This is a genomic window from Christiangramia sp. 3-2217-3z (assembly GCF_051195275.1).
Lineage (GTDB): Bacteria > Bacteroidota > Bacteroidia > Flavobacteriales > Flavobacteriaceae > Christiangramia > Christiangramia marina.
On record NZ_JBNJLI010000002.1, the window covers coordinates 517,877 to 535,634 of the forward strand.

General features: G+C 39.1%; 19 protein-coding genes. 4 read left to right on the forward strand and 15 right to left on the reverse strand.

All coding sequences use genetic code 11. The annotated features are described in order from the left end of the window. Nucleotides 1-24 precede the first annotated feature (24 nt). Nucleotides 25-525 carry a peptidoglycan-binding protein LysM gene (gene lysM, locus ACSHZO_RS05720; protein ID WP_298245848.1) on the reverse strand — a complete coding sequence of 167 codons (501 nt, stop codon included), beginning with the start codon at nucleotides 523-525 and terminating at the stop codon, nucleotides 25-27. Between the two features lie 353 nt (nucleotides 526-878). Between lysM and ACSHZO_RS05725 the strand changes: the two genes are divergently transcribed. From ACSHZO_RS05725 to ACSHZO_RS05735, 3 genes are all read left to right on the forward strand, one after another. Beyond that, nucleotides 879-1,874, forward strand: coding sequence for an NAD(P)H-dependent glycerol-3-phosphate dehydrogenase (locus tag ACSHZO_RS05725; RefSeq protein WP_141876252.1), 996 nt, complete (start codon nucleotides 879-881; stop codon nucleotides 1,872-1,874). 129 nt (nucleotides 1,875-2,003) lie between these two features. After that, nucleotides 2,004-2,654 carry a hypothetical protein gene (locus ACSHZO_RS05730; protein WP_298245847.1) on the forward strand — a complete coding sequence of 217 codons (651 nt, stop codon included), beginning with the start codon at nucleotides 2,004-2,006 and terminating at the stop codon, nucleotides 2,652-2,654. 169 nt (nucleotides 2,655-2,823) lie between these two features. Then, the gene (locus tag ACSHZO_RS05735) at nucleotides 2,824-4,518 is read left to right on the forward strand and encodes a hypothetical protein (protein ID WP_298245846.1); all 1,695 of its coding nucleotides are present in this window, start codon (nucleotides 2,824-2,826) and stop codon (nucleotides 4,516-4,518) included. Nucleotides 4,519-4,590: 72 nt separating this feature from the next. On the opposite strand, the gene ACSHZO_RS05740 is transcribed toward ACSHZO_RS05735, so the two are convergent. The 5 genes from ACSHZO_RS05740 to ACSHZO_RS05760 form a co-directional block, all read right to left on the reverse strand. Next, the gene (locus ACSHZO_RS05740; protein WP_298245845.1) at nucleotides 4,591-4,986 is read right to left on the reverse strand and encodes a hypothetical protein; all 396 of its coding nucleotides are present in this window, start codon (nucleotides 4,984-4,986) and stop codon (nucleotides 4,591-4,593) included. Continuing rightward, complete coding sequence (locus ACSHZO_RS05745) at nucleotides 4,983-5,159, reverse strand: hypothetical protein (RefSeq protein ID WP_185739439.1); 177 nt, start codon at nucleotides 5,157-5,159, stop codon at nucleotides 4,983-4,985. Before ACSHZO_RS05745 ends, ACSHZO_RS05740 begins: the two co-directional genes overlap by 4 nt. Next, nucleotides 5,159-6,178 carry a phenylalanine--tRNA ligase subunit alpha gene (gene pheS, locus ACSHZO_RS05750; RefSeq protein ID WP_298245844.1) on the reverse strand — a complete coding sequence of 340 codons (1,020 nt, stop codon included), beginning with the start codon at nucleotides 6,176-6,178 and terminating at the stop codon, nucleotides 5,159-5,161. Before pheS ends, ACSHZO_RS05745 begins: the two co-directional genes overlap by 1 nt. 66 nt (nucleotides 6,179-6,244) lie before the next feature. Further along, entirely contained in the window at nucleotides 6,245-6,952 is a 708-nt protein-coding gene (locus ACSHZO_RS05755; RefSeq protein ID WP_298245843.1) for a hypothetical protein, read from the reverse strand. Beyond that, a complete protein-coding gene (locus ACSHZO_RS05760) occupies nucleotides 6,953-7,309 on the reverse strand; it encodes a hypothetical protein (protein WP_298245842.1) in 357 nt (118 codons plus the stop codon). A gap of 46 nt (nucleotides 7,310-7,355) precedes the next feature. On the opposite strand from ACSHZO_RS05760, the gene ACSHZO_RS05765 reads away from it, so the two are divergent. Beyond that, nucleotides 7,356-7,880, forward strand: coding sequence for a CvpA family protein (locus ACSHZO_RS05765; protein WP_298245841.1), 525 nt, complete (start codon nucleotides 7,356-7,358; stop codon nucleotides 7,878-7,880). Between the two features lie 59 nt (nucleotides 7,881-7,939). On the opposite strand, the gene can is transcribed toward ACSHZO_RS05765, so the two are convergent. The 9 genes from can to ACSHZO_RS05810 form a co-directional block, all read right to left on the reverse strand. Then, on the reverse strand, nucleotides 7,940-8,575 hold the full coding sequence (gene can, locus ACSHZO_RS05770; protein ID WP_298245840.1) for a carbonate dehydratase: 636 nt from the start codon (nucleotides 8,573-8,575) through the stop codon (nucleotides 7,940-7,942). Between the two features lie 27 nt (nucleotides 8,576-8,602). Further along, nucleotides 8,603-10,177 (reverse strand): SulP family inorganic anion transporter, encoded by a 1,575-nt coding sequence (locus ACSHZO_RS05775; protein ID WP_298245839.1) that lies wholly within the window; start codon nucleotides 10,175-10,177, stop codon nucleotides 8,603-8,605. Nucleotides 10,178-10,270: 93 nt separating this feature from the next. Next, complete coding sequence (locus tag ACSHZO_RS05780; protein WP_295180132.1) at nucleotides 10,271-10,561, reverse strand: hypothetical protein; 291 nt, start codon at nucleotides 10,559-10,561, stop codon at nucleotides 10,271-10,273. A gap of 77 nt (nucleotides 10,562-10,638) precedes the next feature. Next, the gene (locus ACSHZO_RS05785) at nucleotides 10,639-11,388 is read right to left on the reverse strand and encodes a tetratricopeptide repeat protein (protein WP_298245838.1); all 750 of its coding nucleotides are present in this window, start codon (nucleotides 11,386-11,388) and stop codon (nucleotides 10,639-10,641) included. Between the two features lies 1 nt (nucleotide 11,389). Then, nucleotides 11,390-13,147, reverse strand: a complete 1,758-nt coding sequence (locus tag ACSHZO_RS05790; protein ID WP_298246222.1) for a BatD family protein — start codon at nucleotides 13,145-13,147, stop codon at nucleotides 11,390-11,392. A gap of 46 nt (nucleotides 13,148-13,193) precedes the next feature. Continuing rightward, nucleotides 13,194-14,099, reverse strand: coding sequence for a tetratricopeptide repeat protein (locus tag ACSHZO_RS05795; protein WP_298245837.1), 906 nt, complete (start codon nucleotides 14,097-14,099; stop codon nucleotides 13,194-13,196). Next, complete coding sequence (locus tag ACSHZO_RS05800) at nucleotides 14,059-15,120, reverse strand: VWA domain-containing protein (RefSeq protein WP_298245836.1); 1,062 nt, start codon at nucleotides 15,118-15,120, stop codon at nucleotides 14,059-14,061. Before ACSHZO_RS05800 ends, ACSHZO_RS05795 begins: the two co-directional genes overlap by 41 nt. 1 nt (nucleotide 15,121) lies before the next feature. Then, on the reverse strand, nucleotides 15,122-16,126 hold the full coding sequence (locus ACSHZO_RS05805) for a vWA domain-containing protein (RefSeq protein WP_298245835.1): 1,005 nt from the start codon (nucleotides 16,124-16,126) through the stop codon (nucleotides 15,122-15,124). Then, a complete protein-coding gene (locus ACSHZO_RS05810) occupies nucleotides 16,126-17,757 on the reverse strand; it encodes a BatD family protein (RefSeq protein ID WP_298245834.1) in 1,632 nt (543 codons plus the stop codon). Before ACSHZO_RS05810 ends, ACSHZO_RS05805 begins: the two co-directional genes overlap by 1 nt. Between the last annotated feature and the right edge of the window lies 1 nt (nucleotide 17,758).

A 17,758-nucleotide genomic window follows, 5' to 3' on the forward strand; every position in this document is an offset into this window, starting at 1 on the left:
GGACTTTTAAACAGTCTTTGAAATCTATCTTTTACTATCCATTGGAGGTATTCTCAGAACCTGCCCCGGATAAATTTTATCTGGATCCTCCAGCATAGGCTTGTTTGCCTCAAAGATCAATGGATACTGGTTTGGATCTCCATAATGTTTTTTAGAGATTTTACTTAGAGTTTCACCTCTTTCTACGGTATGGAAAACGGCTTCAGGCTCTTTATTTTCAACATCCATTCTATCATCTACCTGCGCAATTCCTTCAGAATTACCTACAACCAGTACGATCTTTTCACGGGTTGCCTGATCTAAAGCAGTACCTGTGATCGTAGCCATATCGTGCTCAATATTGATATGAAGATTATCAGCTTTTAGGTTCAGGTCGCGAATAGTTTCTTCAAGATTCCTTGAAACTCTTTCATTTTCCTTCTTTTCTTTTAACTGATTATCTGTTGTACTTACTTCATTATCCTTTGGCTTATCAGCACCAAAGATCTTTTTTCCTGCATTCTTAATGAACGAAAATAATCCCATTATTATGATTTATAGTTAGTTATCTAAATGTACAAAAGCCTTCCAGATTCGCAACTCTTGTACATCCTAAAGTTTTCTCAAAATTCAAGGGATAAAAAAAACCGCTCCTTCCGAAACGGTTTTTTTCAACTAAATAACCAACCAAAAAAACTAAGAATGTAAACTTTACAAAATTAAAAGTAAAGCACAATATTAGAACGACAACAGATTTATCAAATTGTACAGCTATTGAACTTTAATTGTTAATCTTTAAATAGTGGGATTATAGCATTCTCAATATTTATGCTGAAATACCGAAGAATTCTTTTAATACCTCTAAAATTGACTATTTTTGAAGAAGAGAATGTAATTATATGGATAAAGCTCCGAGTTTTGGTGTTATTGGTGGAGGTAGCTGGGCAACGGCTATCGTGAAAATGCTATGTGAGAATCTTGATAATGTGAATTGGTATATGCGCAGTGTTTATGCTGTAGAACATATTAAAAAGCAGGATCATAATCCCAATTACTTAAGTTCCGTAGAATTTAATAATGATCAGCTTACACTTAGCAACGATATTAATGAAGTTGTAGAAGCTTCAGAATTCATCATTTTTGCGATCCCTTCCGCTTTTCTAAAGAGAGAACTGGATGCACTAACCATTCCCTTGCATGACAAAGTTGTTTTCTCTGCAATTAAAGGGATCGTACCGGAAACTAGTCTAATCGTTGGAGAACATTTCAATCAGTATTTCGATGTTCCTATGGAATGCATTGGAGTATTAACCGGACCATGTCATGCGGAAGAAGTTGCCTTGGAGAGACTTTCTTATCTAACCGTTGCCTGCCAGGATGAACAAAAGGCCCAGCTGGTTGCAGGCTATCTTGGAAGTGATTATATCACCTGTAAAACTACAGATGATGTTATTGGTACGGAATACGCAGCCGTATTAAAGAACATTTACGCAATCGCCGCAGGAATCGCTCACGGTCTGGGTTATGGTGATAATTTCCAGAGTGTACTTATGAGTAACGCCATCAGGGAAATGAAGAAGTTTATTAAGAAAGTACACAAAATGAAGCGTAATATCAACGACAGCGCTTACCTGGGAGACCTATTGGTGACCGGTTATTCTGTATTTAGTCGTAACCGGATGTTCGGAAACATGATCGGGAAAGGATATACCGTTAAAAGCGCTCAGATGGAGATGAGCATGGTTGCTGAAGGATACTACGCTACTGAAAGTGCTTATAAGATCAACCAGGAAAAGGGAGCTAAAACGCCGATTATCAATGCGGTATATGCCATCCTCTATGAGGGAAAAAATCCGAAGAAAGTTTTTAATAAACTAGTGGACAAATTAGATTAAAATATCAGTTTTTTCTTACTCACTATCTTATAAATCGCTGTGAGACAAACTTTTCAGCGATTTATTTGCACGGTTATCATCTTATATAGTACTTTTACCCTACCAAATCATTTTAAACCAAAAATTATCATGAACAAAAAATTACTTTTTCTCGGCTTAGGACTTGGCCTATTCCTAACCGGGTGTGAGACTGATAGTGTTTCTGAAGATATTACAACAGAAACTTCATCAGCAGTAAAAGAATCAAAAACTTCTACTACAAAAATCCATGAGCCTGTTTTTCTACAGGGGATCCACGAACCAGTTTTCTTAAAGAACGGGTTCGAAGATTGCGATATCTTTCCTGTCTATGATGGTCCTAAGGATCTGCATGTAGGTAAAGGTGAAGCTATGGACTTTAGTGAACATACTCATTTAGAAAACCTGCGTGTAGCTGGTGAACTGAATATTTGTGGTGAGATCGAGACAGAAAAAAATACGGTTATTAGACGTAACGGTGAGATGACAACAGTTGGTCTTGCAATTATAGGATCTGAAGAAGAACCTAAGGACCTTATCATCAATTACGGTGGGCACTTCAATATCAACGGAGTCCTGATCGTAACTGGAGATTTAATCCTGAATTCTGGAGCTACCCTACAATTCCTGAATGATGACCTTGACAATAACTGGTTATGGGTAATGGGAGATATTAGAACTGCCGATTATTCCTTTGTTTACGGTATGTACAATACCTATAATGGTGAGGAAGATCATGATCACGACGGTCACGAACACTAGAAAATTCATAATTTCGTTATACTTAAAAAGCCGGCAAATTGCTGGCTTTTTTCATTTTCAGTATTTTCTTATCGGTAGTTTCTTACCTGTCATTCAACCAGTTTCATTTTAAAAATAGAGATTAATTGCTGTTTTTACCTGCCCAAATACTTTAACTAACCTATTTACCATGAATAAAAGATTATTCGGATTCAGCCTAAGTGCGATCCTATTATTTGCATCCTGCGAAAAGAGCAGTATTTCAGACGAAACTTCTCAGGAATCTGATTTCAGTATTGCAGATGCTTCAGAACTTTCCTCTGCGATCAATTTTAACGAAACTGGCGTTATTGGTTTTGCCTCAATTAGCAACAATAGAAATTCTGATGCTTCCACCGTATTTGGTATCGAGCAGATCGCTTCGCTTGAAGCTCCTGAAGTTGATGGAGTAAAACTAAGAGCTACACATGTAGATGTAAAAGGTGATCTCGCTTATGTTTCTTATAATAAAGAAGGCGCCACTTATCTTGGAGCTGTCGATGTTATCAACATTCAGGATAAATACAATCCTGTTTTAGTAAACAGAATGACCTCTACAGTTGCAGATATTAATTCATTATTCGTAGATAACAATAATGTGCTTGTAATAACTGGGGCTTCAGCAAAAGAGAATCGCGGAACAGGAAATCGCACGATGATGGCGTATTTCAACCTTGAAAACGGTAATTTACCTTCCACTCTCGTTCAGGAAGTTGATGACATTCGAGTAGAAGTTAACTATAATCTTGATTTCGGGAATTCTGGAAATGCAGGTGTTCATGTGCTGCCTATAGATGGTGAAGCTATCGCAATTAGTGGAGATGCAGGTGCGATCACAAGATTTGAATATCCTGGAATGATTACTGCTTTTGAAGGAATCTCTACAGAAGAAATTGGAGACCTTAGATATGCTGCACTAAAAAACAACACGTTGGCTGTTTTAAGTGGCGTTGACGGACTTATGAACTTCAATGTAGCTGAAGGTTTTACTCTTAATTCTCAAATAAGTACTGCTGCATTATCTGCTGAATCAAAAAGAACGATTGCCTGGTATGGTGATAATATTCTTGTTTCTGAAGGTTCAGAAGGTGTCGGGATCTATAGTTTTGAAAGTAATTCTAAAGTAGGCAGCCTGCCACTAAAAATGCATCCTGATGCTGCTACTATTTCTACTGAAGATGCTGTGACTAACGCTGTTTCTACTGATGGGAATTATGTATATATGGCTAACGGTGGTGCAGGACTTGATATCTTAAAGCTTGGTGAAGATCTAACTCCACTTGCTGAAGGTATTGCAGAAATTGAAGGTAGTGCAAACTTCGTACAGGCGAAAGGTGAATATATCTACGTTGCTTCTGGAAAAGGTTTGAAAATTCTTCGAATCATTTCTTTGGAAGATGCACCAAATAATAGCCCGGAAGAATTTCTAAGTTGCTCAGATTACCCGGTATTTGACGGTAATAAGAACCTAACGATTACACCTTCTACCACTGAGTCTTACTCTGGTGTTATGAACGTGAAGAATCTTAATGTAAATGGAACGCTTAATTTCTGCGGAACACTTATGATCGAGAAAAGTGCTAATCTTAGTAGCGGCGGAGAAATGAATGTTTCTGGAGCTATGTATCTTGGTAATAATAGATCTGCTGAAAATCTTACGATCACTTCTGGAAGTACGCTTAGAGTAAACGGAATGGTTGAAATTCACGGAGATCTTAATATCCAGAGCAACGGGAAACTGGAATTCGTTGGAGAAGGTTCAAAAATTTATGTGGGAGGAACTGTAAAAGTTCATGATGGTGGTGCTCTTGAAGGGGAGTTTGAAGATCTTAATGACAGGTTTTAATAAGAATCATATTAATATACAGAACTAAAAAAGCCTCCAAATGGAGGCTTTTTTAGTTCTAGTATCGAGTCATCATTTTGCAAGAATTCCTTTTTCCGGTATTACCGGGATCTCCACCCGGACATTTTCTCGAATGCTATTCGCCTTAAAAACAAAAGTCTTCTCGTACATCTTATTGTTCTGGAAGAATGTCACCTTAAACTCATTGTTCAGCTTTAGAACATCTTCCTGAAGAAATTCGATCTTGGCGAAATTCTTTGCCGGCAGTACTTCAATTTTATGTCGCATCGTAGAAGTTTCCTTCTTTTTGTCGAAACCTTTGGATACTATAAGCGCCATTTCCAAAGCTTCAGAAGAAGCATTGATCAAATAGGCATTCCATTCGTAGGACTCGAATTGTTCGTTCAATACATAGACCGCAGCGAGGTATACCTCTTCTACTTCCGGTATTTCGATATCTTTCCTCAAAATGTATCTTCAGCTTTGTGTTTGATCTTTATCCACAACCAGTACAGGAGTGCTGCTGCAACGGCAAGCAGGATTAATCCTAAAGTCAGTTTGATAACCGCGATCACGAAGGTCACATAAATGATGATTCCCAGGATTATTGCTCCAATAATGAGGATAGCGTATTTTTTCATTATAGTGCAGATTTAAATTGCTCAAGAAATCTTAGGTCATTCTCGTAAAACATCCTGATATCTTCTATCTGGTATAGCAGCATGGCGATTCTTTCAATTCCCATCCCAAACGCAAATCCAGAGTATTCCTGTGAATCTATATTACAATTTTTTAGAACGTTCGGGTCTACCATTCCGCAGCCCATGATCTCAAGCCAACCCGTTCCTTTGGTGATTCGGTAATCGGTTTCAGTTTCCAGACCCCAGTAAACATCAACCTCCGCACTTGGCTCGGTAAACGGGAAATAAGAAGGTCTAAGGCGAATTTTTGATTTTCCGAAGAGTTGCTCGGTAAAATACAATATCGTTTGTTTCATATCAGCAAAAGACACGTCCTTATCGATATACAACCCCTCTACCTGGTGAAATATACAATGTGATCTTGCTGAAATTGCTTCATTTCTGAAAACTCTTCCCGGAGAGATTGTTCTAATAGGCGGTTTGTTCTCTTCCATGTAACGCACCTGAACTGAAGAAGTATGTGTTCTCAGCAAGATATCAGGATCTGTCTGGATAAAGAAAGTATCCTGCATGTCCCTTGCTGGATGGTATTCCGGAAGGTTCAGTGCCGTAAAGTTATGCCAGTCATCTTCCATCTCTGGTCCTTCAGAAACATTGAAACCAATATTGCTAAAGATTTCGGTGATCTGGTTCTTAACAATAGAAATTGGATGTCTCGAACCTATTTCAACCGGTTCTCCCGGTCTGCTAAGGTCGCCATACACACCTTTTTCTTCCTGACTGTTTTCAAGACTTGCCTTTAAAGAATTTACACGCTGGGTTGCAGCATTCTTAAGCTGATTGATCACCTGGCCGAACTCTTTCTTCTGCTCATTTGGAACATTCTTGAACTCAGCAAAATAGTTGTTCAGAATCCCTTTTTTACCAAGGTATTTGATTCGGAAAGTTTCTATTTCTTCATTCGTAGCTGCATTAAAGCTTTCAACTTCAGCAATATGCCCTTTAATCTTATCAATCATTGGTTTAGTCTTTTCAGAAGCGCAAATTTAGTAAAATTAATACCGAAAATCGTGCGCTTTAAATGCTTATTCTGAAGTAACCACTTCCGAAGAAAGAGACTTTACGAGCAACCTGTCCCGGTAAATAAAGCTCATAAGAAAAAATACGGAAAGTGCCCCGAAGCTGTGCCATAACCAGTGTGTTCCCATAGGAATTACATACATAAATCCATCCAGTACCCTGAAGCTGATGGCAAATCCAAAACTGAGGAATGCCAGTAAAATATAAACCCAGTTTTCAGCTCGTGTGGTAAGGAAATAGGTGATTACAGGAAGTAAAAGTCCCAGCGCTGTACCCACATAACCTACAGAGGTTTGTACACTATTATCCCAGGGGAGCATACGTACTCCAAACACCAGAATCAAAATCAGTACGATTAGCCAGATCCTATTCCGGTTGGTGATTTCCAGTTTTATTGTATAATAAACTGAAACTGCCAGGCATAGAAATATAATGGGTAGCCAGTCCAGGTACATCCAGAAGTCATGACTTCGGGTAGCATGATAGACGGTACCTCCAACAAATCCCATAAAAAGAACCGGTAGGCTCCAGGCTAAAAATCTATGATTACGATAGTCGCTATAGACCTTTAGCGAAAAGTAAATTATGATAAGTAGAAAGAAAATGTTGCTAAAAGTATTGAACGGCTCCACCGGTAATCTTCCGGCCATTGTTTCCTGGTAGATAGGACCACTATCATTTGGAAACGAATCAAAACTTAGCAGAAGGTTCATTTATGAAATATACTTTTTTTCCATAAAATAATTCACGATCGCTTCCTTCATTAAAACCGACTGCTCGCCGGCTTTTAAACTTGGCAACTCCTCCTTCACCTTAAAATGTGGCCAGCTGTCTTCATCATAATAATCGAATTCATAATAGCCATAAGGCTCCAGTAAAGTACAGATTGCGATATGCATCAAATCAAGCTTATGGTCTTTCTTGAATTTCCGGTGAACCTGACCCAATTCCTGTACCCCGATTAAGTATATAATAGCATCCAGCTCCAAAATTTCTCCATCTGCAAATTGATTAGATAATTTGTTTTGTAATTCCTGCCAGCGCTCTTTTAATTGTTCATCTCTTGCCATACTGCAAAGATATCATCTAAGATTTTATAATTATTATATTTGAGGTATGAATACAGTGGATATTGTCCTGGGTATTTTCCTGCTTTACGGATTGGTACGTGGTTTTTTCAGAGGATTTTTAACTGAGCTTGCTTCATTGGTAGGACTTATAGCCGGTATATACGGTGCCATTCACTTCTCCTATTACGCTGGTGAATTTCTTTCGAAACATGTGGATTGGGATATCGAAATCATTAATCTGGCGAGCCTGGCTATCACCTTCTTAATAATCATTTTCGTGGTATCCTTAGTTGGTAAAATGCTTACCAAAGTAGCAGACTTTGCAGCACTAGGAATCGTAAACAAACTCCTGGGAGCTATATTTGGATTACTGAAATCTGCTTTTGTGGCAAGCGTGATCATCATGTTTTTTGTGACTAGCAATAAAACGCTAGAATTCGTAGAAACTGAAACACTTGAGGAATCTGTACTTTATGAACCGGTAGCTGTAATTGCCCCTATCATATTACCATCGATCATAAAACAGGTAAAGGAAAAAGACCTTTGGGACTCTGAAGCGGAGGCTGAATAAAAACCGGAACCACATTGAAGTAGTCCCGGATTATCATTGCTATTATATATAAATAGTCCCTAGAAGTTTAGTTGGTAAACACTATCGAGTTCAGAATCGTGTCTCACATTCACTTCAAGGTCTTTAATAATTCCGTCGCCAATTCCATAGGCCCATCCATGCAAATGAAGATCCTGCTTATTATGCCACGCATTTTGAACGATAGAAGTCTTAGCCAACCCGAAAACCTGTTCTTTCACATTCAGTTCTACTAATGTATCCCATTTTTCCTGCTCATTTTCCATAGCATCTAATTGCTTCTTATGAAGCCTGTAAACATCCTTAATGTGTCTAATCCAGTTATCTATCAATCCTATAGACTGGTGTTTTAATGCAGCCTGTACGCCACCACAACCATAATGCCCGCATACAATAATATGCTTCACTTTCAGTGCATTTACCGCATAATCCAGTACACTTAGCATGTTCATATCTGTATGTACCACCATATTTGCTATATTTCTGTGTACGAACACCTCTCCCGGTTCTGCTCCAATAATTTCATTTGCAGGAACACGACTATCCGCACAACCGATCCAAAGAACTGGCGGCTGCTGGCCGTTTTCTAATTTTTTGAAAAACTCAGGGTCCTGATCCAGTTTAGATTCTACCCACTTTTTATTATTTTCTTTCAGTTGATTATAAAACTTATCCATAATTATATTTTTTTCTAATGATTAATTTTAGCTGATCTTCTTTTGTGCGAAAAATTCCTGGTAACTATCCGGATTCTCAATAGTTCCTCTTTCTGAAATAATCTTGATATCTATATTCTTTTCCGCAGCCTTTACTCTGAAATCGTCAAGAATCTCTATGATATCGTTATCAAGATACCTGCTTTTTCGCACATCCATGATAAGATAAGAATTCTCTTTTAATTTATTCAGTTCTTTGATAATCGCTCCTTTATTGATAAAAGTAACCTCTTCAGCAAGGGTCATTTTCACCGTTTTGTTTTGATCAGTTTCATTTTCAATATGAAGGAAGTAAGAGTTCTGGTAAGATTTGATAAGAATTACCACGATTCCAACGGCAAGTCCCAGACCAATTCCAATTAGAAGGTCACCAAATACGATTCCAACGATGGTTACAATAAATGGTACGAACTGCTTCCAGCCTTTCAAATACATTTCTTTGAACAAAGCAGGTTTCGCCAGTTTGTATCCTACAAGAAATAGAATAGCTGCCAGTACTGAAAGTGGAATATAATTAAGAATATTAGGAATTACTACAACAGATATCAACAGTAAAAAACCATGTAGAATTGCTGCCATTTTGGTTTGACCTCCAGACTGGATGTTCGCAGAACTTCTTACGATTACCTGTGTAATTGGCAATCCACCAATCATACCTGAAAGCATGTTTCCTGTCCCCTGTGCGAACAGTTCACGGTTAGTAGGAGTGGTTCTTTTGTGCGGATCCAGTTTGTCTGTTGCTTCCACACATAATAAGGTTTCCAGACTGGCTACCAACGCGATCGTAAAACCGGTGATCCAGATCTGTAAAGTTCCTATCATTTCGAAAGAAGGTACAGTAAACTGACCAATGAATGAATCAAAACTATCTGGTACTGGAACATTTACAAGGTGCTCCTGAGAAATTCCGAATGTCTCATTTCCCTTGGTAACCAGGAAGAAAATAATTCCCGTTCCCACTGCAACTAATGGTCCCTGTACAAGTTTAAAGAACTTACCCTTATCGCTTAATACAGTTTCCCAAAGTACAAGAATGATCATCGCAATGATAGCGATCAAAGTTGCTCCCGGGCTAATGCCATTCGCCATATTGAAAATTTCTGAGAACGTATTCTCTCCATCTACCTGGAAAAATGCCCAGTCGCCTTGAGGATCATCATCGTAACCAAAGAAGTGAGGGATCTGCTTCAGGATAATGATTATCCCGATACCTGTAAGCATTCCTTTAATTACCGAGTTTGGGAAATAATACCCAATAATACCTGCTTTTAGAAGTCCGAATCCAATTTGGATCGCACCACCAATCACTACAGCCAGCAGTAAATTCTCATAACCAATATTAGTGATCGCTGCAAGAACGATGGCTGCTAGCCCTGCTGCAGGTCCACTAACTCCAAGGCTTGAACCACTAATGGCTCCAACCACGATACCACCAATGATACCGGCAATTAAACCGGAGAACAATGGTGCACCACTGGCAAGGGCAATACCAAGACACAAAGGAATGGCAACAAAAAACACGACAATACTTGCCGGAAAATCTTTATTTAAATGCTTAAACATATATAATATATTATATCAGGAAGAACTCCTGTAATCTTAAAATTGAATAATAAATGGGTTCACGAATTTATCGTGAATATAGATGTGGGAGTATTATGCCAGTTTCGGTGGTGGAGAGGTAATGGAAAGAAAGACCTTATACCTGCTTTCTCTGTAGTTATGTCCATCCTGCTTTCTAATTTGAAGATAATGGATGCTTTTGTAATTAGAATCCATCTCCTCAATAGTATATTCCAGGCTGATCTGGTTTTTGGAAGTACTTTCCTCTTCGTTCACATTATAGGCAATAGAAATATCAACATTTCTGTCGATCAAAGCAATTACGCTTGGAGTACACAGAAAAGCTGTAAATATAAAAGCCAGGATGTAAGAGATTTTCTTCACAATTGCAAAACTAACGCAAATTTCAGAATTAAATAGAAGACTCTAATACTGAATTGTTAAGGTTTTATCAAGATTATCTATAGTTTCTTGATATTTTGAGACTTAACCCAACCCTGAGCTCCGTTAGAAAGTTCAATTTTTGACCATTCCTGAAAGTCTTCGAGAACTTTCGCCTTGGTACCTTCATGAAGCTCGTAGCTGGCTTCTCCACGTAAATTAGGCTCATCCCGCACCTCTACAACTTCCCGGTATATGATCGCGTACTGGTTATCCTCGACATAGGCCTCCTGCTGGAACGCGAATACGACAGATACAATACAGGCAATTACACTTAGAGATGCAAAACCCAAGAATAATCTCTTCTGAAAAGAGCTTCGGGAAACATAGTAAAGTAAGAACAACACCACAAAGATCACCGAAAATATAATGGCAAAAATTGCCCACCCAGAAGCCGTATATTTTGAGATCAAATTACCAAAAGAAGCGGAAAGTCCTGTTTGCTCCACCTCATCGATATCGTCTATCGCCATGTTGCGAGCAAACTCGATGTTATTCTTAATATTTTCATCATTTGGTTGAAGCTGAAGTGCCTTTTCAAAATAATAAATACTTGGCGCGACATTATTCAATTTATAATGAGCATTTCCAAGATTGTAATAAACCTCTGCTGAAGCTTCACCATTTTCTATGATCTTCTCGTAACTAGAGATAGAAGCTTCAAATTCTCCATTTTGATAAGCTGCGTTCGCTTTATCAAAAAGTTCCTGATTCTGGGAAAACCCAAGAATGGAAACAAATAGAAAGACAAGAACAGTTACTTTTCTCATGTTATAGTTGTTTATCCAGGGTTGAAATTACTCGTGCTGCTTTTTCGTAGTCTTCTTGCATAGCGTCTGATGATGCCGGTGTATAACGTGCATATTCACAACTGGACAAAAGCGATATAAACTCTGTTGTAGTTTGCTCATCAACCTGCTTCTCGCTAAGTATTTGCTGAATTCTATCCTTACTCATTTCACTGGTGGTAATTCCAAGTTTTGCTTTTAGATAATTATGCATCGATCTTTCCAGTGCAAGATAAAATTCCTTCTGTTCTCCCAAATTCCTTTTTGCTTCTGAAAGATATTTTCTAGCCAGTTTATCTGCTTTTCTAATTTTGTTTCCGGTAACATCTGCGGCTCTTTTATCTCTTTCTCTTCCGAAGAGAATAAATAATGGAATCGCTGCCAGCGGAAGTATTAAAGCTGTCCAGAAACCTGCGGAACCAAAGAAACCGGAATCATTAAGTGGTTTCAAATTAGTATTCAGCTTAATAAATCTAAACTGACTGTGATTGAAAGCAACCGGTTGCTTATTAACTCCAGAATTGCTCGTATTGTTAGATCCTGCTAGAGGTCCGCTATCAACGCTTATCAGCATTTCATCTGAAGTATGCGTGATATAAGTTTCGCTTTTTGGATCGAAATAAGAAAAGGACAAAGCCGGAATTGGATATTTCCCTTTTCTGGTTGGTATGATCGTATAGGAATTTGAGATACTTCCCTGCATCCCGTTCAAATTCGTATTCACATTTTCACGACGTTCAGGATCATACATTTCCAGAGATGAAGGAGCGGTTAGTTCTGGAAGATCGAATAACTTCAAATTTCCGTTTCCTTTTACCTCAACTTTGGCCTGCAGACTTTCACCTGCATTGAGCTCGTTTTTACTACTACTTACGCTAAAATCAAATTTCCCTACAGCTCCGGTAAAATTCTCTGGCGCATTCGTAGGCAAAGCTTTCACCTTGATCTTCTTATTATCTGCCGCCACGGTTTTATTAACCGTTTTGTAGATCCTGCTTCCAAAAATATCGCGGCGTTCGCTAGGAACATCCACCGCCACAGATAATGTAAGTGGCTCAATATTTAATTCACCTGTTTTTTGAGGATAAAGAATCGTTTTTCTTAGTATCACGTATCGATACGGCTCACCACGGTATTCACCATTTTCGACACGAAGTTGTTTGATATCCACACTCTGACTCCAGAAATCATTATATTTTGGATTGTCAAGTTCCCTCCAGTTACTTACACTAATTCGCGGACTCACATACAGCTTATAAACCACGGTGATCGCTTCATTTAAATAAGGATTCGACTTTGAAACCTCTGCGACCAAATGCAAATTATCTTCCACTGATAATTCAGTATTATTCCCATCAGTAGGTTTGTCGACCGCCGCGGTCACTTCTATATCTATGGGTGAAGTTTTATAGATCTTGTCATCGATAACGATCTCAGCCTGTCCAACAGTAAGTGTTCCACGCTTTTTCGGCTGGAGATAAAAGCTGTAGGTCTTGGAATAAGCCATTTTCCCGTTCAGGATGCTCGTACTAATCTTTTGATTAGGTCCACCAACCACGGTAAAGTCTGAAAAGGTAGGAGCATTAAAATTGTCTCCATCTTCGTTCATTTCGAAATCAACCCGAAGCCGTTCATTAATTCCCAGCTTCTCCCTGCTAACCTTTGCTTCAAAGCGCACCTGCGCCTGGAGCAAACCTCCGGTAAACATCAAAAAACTTAAAATCAATAATTTTGTTTTCATCATTATCTGTATCAACGCAAATTTTAGTCAGAAATTTTAAAAATTCTTACCAGTCCTTTTCAGCTTTAACTTTCACGCCCTTAGCTTTCTGGGCATTAATTTTATCCTGGACTTTCTTTTCTTCATTATTCATGGCTTCCAGTAAACTTTGGATTTGTTGAGGAGATAGCTGACCCTGTGCCGGTTTAGGCTTTTGCTGCTGCTTTTCATCACCCTGGCCTTTATCCTCTTTTTTCTCGTCGCCTTCCTGCTTTTCCTTATCCTCGTTTTGATCGCCTTCTTTCTTATCCTTTTCGTTCTCTCCCTCGTCCTTAGGCTTTTGATCCTGCTTTTCGTCTTCTCCACCTTCACCATCGTTATTCTGATCTTTCTGATCCTGGTTCTGGTCTTCGTTTTCTTTATTATCCTTCTTATCCTGATTCTGATCGTCGTTTTGATCTGGATTCTGCTTCTCCTCTTCCAGTTTTTTCTTCGCTAAGGCTAAATTATAACGAGTTTCATCATCGTTTGGATTATTCCGAAGCGCATTTTTATAAGCACTTACAGCTTCCTGATAATTTCTTTGCTGCATATATGAATTCCCAAGATTATGAAAGATCTGGTGTTTTTCATCTTTGCTTTCAGCGATTTCTGCAGCTTCTTTTAAGCGCTGTTCTGCATTCAGCGATTTCTCCTTAGCGTGATACAGGTTTCCCATATTATACTTCGCCTTCATATTGGAAGGATCCTTCGCAATGGCTTTACGGTAAGAAGCTTCAGCGTTCGCAAATTTATTTTCTGAAAGAGCTTCCTGCGCCTCTACAATATATTCATTGGATTGCTGCTGAAGTTTCTCCTGATCTTTCTGCGCGAGAACTGTCACTATTCCGAAGTGGAACAGTAAAATACTGAGTGTGATTTTAAAACCTGTTTTATGCTGCATCGTTCTTCTCCTTTTTCCTGCCACCTTCATTAAAAAGATTCAGTTTTCTTAACCAGGCGGTACTTTTCTCTAATACAAAAATATCTAGAAAAAATAATGCCAAAGCTATCCCCAGAAACAACTGAAATTGAGATTCATAGTCGGCAAACTGCTTGGCTTCAAATTCTGTTTTTTCTATATTCTGAAGCTGACTCAAAACTTCATCCACAACATCTCCGGTAACATTGCCTTCGATATAAGCACCTTCAGTAGCATCTGCAATTTCCTGAAGGGTTTGAGGATTCAACCTTGTGATAACCGTTTCGTTCTGGTTATCTTTCTTATAATTCTGAATAACCCCGTTTCGTTTAATAGGAATTGGCCCACCTTTCTCGGTTCCTACACCAATAGTAAAGATACGAATCCCATCTTCCGCAGCCTGTTCCGCGATATCCTCTACATTGCCTTCATGATCCTCTCCATCGCTAATGATGAACAAAACCCGATTGGTCTGCTGATCATCGTCATAATAGGTTGTTGCCAGTTCTATCGCATCGCTAATGGCAGTTCCCTGTGAGGAGATCATGTCTGTATTCAAAGCCTGCAGGAACATTTTGGCTGAAGAATAGTCGGTCGTAATTGGCAATTGCGGAAATGCACCGCCGGCATAAGCGATAATCCCAACCCGGTCACTACCAAGATTATTCAAAATCTGACTTACAAGTTGTTTTGACTTCTCGATCCTGCTTGGTGCAATATCTTCGGCCTCCATACTTTTGGATACATCTATGGCAAAAACGATATCAACGCCTTCCCGCTTCACAGTTTCCATTTTAGAACCTATTTTAGGATTGACCAGCGCTACAACAAGCGCAGCAATTCCTAGCAAGATCAATAAAAGTTTTAGAAAAGGTTTACTTCTGGATCGGTCGGGAACAAGACTTTTTAAGAGGTGGCTATCAGCAAATTTTCGTCGCGTTCTTCTCTGCCAGAATACCAGTAGAAGATATAGTAAGATCACTAGTGGAATCACCAGCATCAACCAAAACCATATTTTTTCTTCTAACATCATATTATACAAAGCTTCTAAAAACTGTCATTCTTAATAATACTTCCAGCAACAACAATCCACCGGCAAGTAAAACCAATGGTCTGTACTTTTCATCGTAATTATAATATCGAAATTCTTCAATTTCTGTTTTCTCCAGGGCATCAATTTCCTCGTAAATAGCTTCCAGCTTTTCGTTATCGGTCGCTCTGAAATACTTTCCTCCCGTAGTAGATGCAATTTGAGTAAGTAATTCTTCATCGATCTCTACAGGAACATTTCCATACTGAAACCTACCGTTTGGAAGTATGGCAGTTGGAGATAAAGCCATCCCGTTGCTACCTACACCAATTGTATAAACTCTAATCCCAAACTCAAGTGCCAGCTCACTGGCGGTGTTAGGATCTATAAATCCAGAATTATTGACACCATCGGTAAGCAGAATGATTACTTTGCTTTCTGCATCACTATCCTTGATCCTGTTTACTGCTGTGGCCAGTCCGGAACCAATCGCAGTTCCATTCTCGAGAACATTATTATATTCAATTCCTTCCAGGGCGTCCAGTACGATAGACTTATCGCTGGTAATGGGAGTTTTTGTAAAACTCTCTCCTGCATAGACTACCAGACCAATTCTATCTGCAGGACGATCCTTGATAAATTCTTCTGCCACATTTTTAGTAGCCTCAAGACGTGTTGGCTGTAAGTCCCTCGCTAGCATACTGGCAGAAACATCTATTGCCATGACAATATCGATTCCCTGAGTACTACTGGACTGCGTAGAAACATCAACCGTTCTTGGTCGCGCCATCGCCGTAATAATCAAAGCCAGAGTAAGTAATCTTAATATAAAAAGTACCGGTCGCAATTTAGGAAGCAAGCCAGATTTCCCATTGAATCCTTTAGTTGAAGAAATCTTAAGGGCAGCAGTTTGCTTATTTCGCTTCCAGATATACCAGCCTATTGCCAGCGGAAGCAGCAACAGTAACCAGAAAAACTCCGGATTCTCAAAATTGAAATTTGCAAACATTATTCTTTCAGGTTATTTATTTCAACTGAATTGATGATCCTTTGCGAGATCTCTTCAGCATAAGTGTCGTTTTCATTAAAGATGACAATGATCTGCTCAAAACCACCTTTTTCAGCAAAATTCAAGATCACATATTCATTCGGGATTGCTTCTCCTGTAACAGGATTTTCGGCTTGTAAGGTTCCAAAGACTTTTAATCCTTTCGCACCATTAAGCGTTGTAAATTCCTCCTGCTTCATGACAATATTCGTCGCGCCCTGTCCTTCCAGGTTCGTGTAAATTCCGTCTACAGCTTTCTGAAGATCGAATTGTACTTCTCCGCGGAATTTAATTGTAGTTACTGCGGAATAAAAATTACTAAGCAGACTTCCATAAACAAAGGTTTCAGAACCAACCATCATACGCTGTACATCTTCCGGCATTTCGATCTCCCCTCGAACCAGTACTTTTGGAGTGGTTACAGCAACCGTAGGATTTCCATATTCACTACGAATCCATTCTCCCTCCAGTAATTCTTTCGTAGGATGACCAATATAAGTATCCATGACATAGGTAATACCCTTGGTAGCAATCAACGTGGTAACGCCAATTATTACGATGGCGGCGCCCACGAGAATCCCCAGAATGATCTTGCGTTTCTTACGTTTTTTGCGTTGTGCTTCTAAATATTCTTCGTCTTGCAGCAACTCTTCCTGTGTGGGTTGTGGAACCGCAGCACGTAGATCATCAATTATCAACTGAGTTTTAGTACGATCATCTTTAGCCGTAATAATATCTGGTTTGGAACGAGCAAACTTCGCCAGGTCGGCACGATTAAGAATTTTTTCAAAATTGCGAAGGGTTTCTTCATTAAGATTAAGCTTTCCAGATTCGCGTTGTGCCTGCAGGTATAAAATCAACTCGCCGGTAGTTCTTTCCAGCCCATGATCGTAGATTTTTCGATCCAGGTATTTTCTCACGGCAAAACTTAACTGTGAATAGTATTCTCTAATCTCCCTGTTTTCAAGCAGTCCCGAACTGTCCAGTTGTTTGAGCTGCACCATTGCTTCTTCATAGGGGGGAAGTTCGCGCACCTTATCATCAGATTTTCTTTTTCGTACAATCAGGTAAACTGCCGTACCTGCAATTGCCAGGATTGTCAGCAACCACCATAACCAGTCTGGAATACTGAATCCTGGTGAAACCGTTACCGAAGGTTTTAATGGATATAAATTCTGCTTAGTGGTATCGACGATGACATCTTTAACCTCCACAGCAAACGAATCTGTTCTGTAAGTACGATTCTGAATAAGAACTTCCTGAGAAGGGATCACATATTTGCCACTATCAAACTGGGTTAGAAAATATTCTTTAAGCAATTTATAATTTCCCTGTTTCCGAATGGTGTCAGGTTGCAGGCTTTCCACCATTTCCAGCGGTGAAAACGTTTCACCTTCAGGAAAAACAACTAAATCCTCAGGATTAGAATTCACTTCAATTTTATAGGTGATCTGCTCACCTATCCTAATGCTCGTTGAGTCTATGCTCGAAGTAACCTGAGCCGAGATATTTTGAAACAACAAAATTGCCAGAAGCCCGGGTAAGTTTCTTAGAATTAATTGGCGATATGTGGAGATTTTATTCAAGTCCATT